Below are 1,994 nucleotides of genomic sequence, written 5' to 3'. Positions count from 1 at the left end.
CCCGCGGGCAGTGGCTGGCAGCCTTTCGGCTCGTCCCATACCTTCAGCGCGGTGAACTCGTGGGTGAACGCCACGACTTGGCCGGGCTGGTACGCGGTCTCCGATGTCGACGCGGTGGCGACCGTGGCGAGCGACGCGAGCGACGCTCCGACCGCCAAAGCGATCAAGGTCGACTGGACGAGCCGCATGGTTCCTCCTTGGTTCGAGTCCGATCAGTCCATGCTCGCCCTATTCCGCCGCCACCGCAGTCGCTGATTCGGGTACGTATTTTTCACCCTATTGATAGGTGGCGCGTGTCGTTCCATTTTCCTTAACGTCCGCATCATCATCTTCCTGTTGGGAAAGGGCGGTCCGCTGATGAGTCGTTACGACTGGGCGCTGTCGCATCCGGGCATCGACCGTATTCGCACGACGATCGAGCCGATACGCACCGAAGTGACCCGTCACCCGATTTACCGTCGGATGTCCACGACGGGGGACGCGGCGGTGTTCATGGCTCACCACGTGTTCGCGGTGTGGGATTTCATGTCGCTGCTCAAGAGCTTGCAGCGCGAACTCACGTGCGTCGAAGTGCCGTGGGTGCCCACGACGCAGCCGATCAGCAGGCGGCTCATCAACGACATCGTGCTGGTCGAGGAGAGCGACGAGTTCGGCGAGGGCTACGTCAGCCACTTCGAGCTCTACCGGCACGCCATGGCGCAGGCGGGTGCCGACACCGGGCCGATCGACTCCTTCCTCCACCAGCTTCGGGCCGGTGTCGATGTCGACAATGCGCTGGTCAAGGCGGGTGTGCCGGTGCCGGCGGCCGAGTTCGTCCGGTCGACCTGGGAGTTGATCACCGAGGCCCCGGTGCACTGCCAGGCGGCGGCGTTCGCCTTCGGCCGGGAGGACCTGATCCCGGAGATGTTCGAACAGGTGGTCGCCGCCGGGGGTGGCCGGCTGGAGCTCTTCGGCGAGTACCTGGTGCGCCACATCGAGGTCGACGGCGAGCAGCACACGCCGATGGCGATGCAGATGGTGGCGGACCTGTGTGGGCCCGACGACGCGAAGTGGACCGAGTGCGCGCACACGCTCGTCGGGGTGCTCCGGGCCAGGGTTCGGCTGTGGGACGGCATCTCGGCCACCCTGGACCAGCAACTGGCCAGCGCTTGAATTTCATGCACAAGTGTTGATATGAAATTGTCAGCGGCATGCAGCGTACACGCCGGACGCCGCTCAGACGATCTCGAACGGGATGAACAAATACACCCGAAAAGGGTCGACATCGAACGTGCGCGGCCTTGGTCGGTCTTGCTAGGGTCGAATCACGGAGCCGCCGAATGGGCGCGAACAACGCCGGGGCTCCCACCGCGGAATCCGTCAAGAATTCAAAGGAGCATGGTCGTGACCTCTAGCGTCCAGGACACTCGCTTGAAGCGTCGTTTCGAGCTGTGGGACAGCAACGGAGACGGCACAATCGACAAGTCGGACTATGAGACCGAGGCGCGTCGAATCGTCAAGGCGTTCGGCGAGCAGGAGACCTCCCCGAAGGGACGCGCCCTGCTCACCGCCTACCTCGGCATGTGGGACAAGCTCGCGGCGAAGGCCAAGGTCGGCGCCCAGGGCAAGGTGACCCTGCAGCAGTTCACCGAGGTCTCGACGCGGGAGGTTGCTGAGGGCGGCGACGAAGGCTTCGACCGCAACCTGCGCCCGACCATCGAGGCCATCGTCAACATGTGCGACACCGACGGCGACGGCGAGGTCAACCCGGCCGAGTTCAAGCGCTGGATGAAGGCTGTCGGCGTGGACGAGCGCCAGGCCGACTCGGCGTTTCGGCAGATCGACTCCAACGGCAACGGTCACTTGACCGTCGAGGAGCTGGTCACGGCTGTCCGCGACTATCACCAGGGCGTGAACGACATTCCGCTTCTGGGCCGCTGACACAGACCGCTCACAGCCCCCGGGGACAACCTCCCCGGGGGCTGCCCCATCCCCCACCACCCCCGCGAGTCCCC

General features: G+C 65.0%; 2 protein-coding genes and 1 pseudogene. 2 read left to right on the top strand and 1 reads right to left on the bottom strand.

Features of this window, described 5'->3' with window-relative positions:
- Positions 1-188: pseudogene (locus tag ACRDSQ_RS29855) on the bottom strand (hypothetical protein); the annotation flags it as partial.
- Between the two features lie 169 nt (positions 189-357).
- On the opposite strand from ACRDSQ_RS29855, the gene ACRDSQ_RS29850 reads away from it, so the two are divergent.
- The gene (locus ACRDSQ_RS29850; protein WP_431425670.1) at positions 358-1,152 is read left to right on the top strand and encodes a DUF3050 domain-containing protein; all 795 of its coding nucleotides are present in this window, start codon (positions 358-360) and stop codon (positions 1,150-1,152) included.
- A gap of 258 nt (positions 1,153-1,410) precedes the next feature.
- The gene (locus tag ACRDSQ_RS29845; protein WP_431425669.1) at positions 1,411-1,920 is read left to right on the top strand and encodes an EF-hand domain-containing protein; all 510 of its coding nucleotides are present in this window, start codon (positions 1,411-1,413) and stop codon (positions 1,918-1,920) included.
- Positions 1,921-1,994 lie beyond the last annotated feature (74 nt).

Origin of the sequence: Actinokineospora sp., assembly GCF_050699995.1 — a bacterium.
In the GTDB taxonomy this organism is placed as follows: Bacteria; Actinomycetota; Actinomycetes; order Mycobacteriales; family Pseudonocardiaceae; genus Actinokineospora.
The sequence above is the reverse complement of the archived record's forward strand: the minus strand, read 5'-3'. Positions and strand labels throughout refer to the sequence as shown.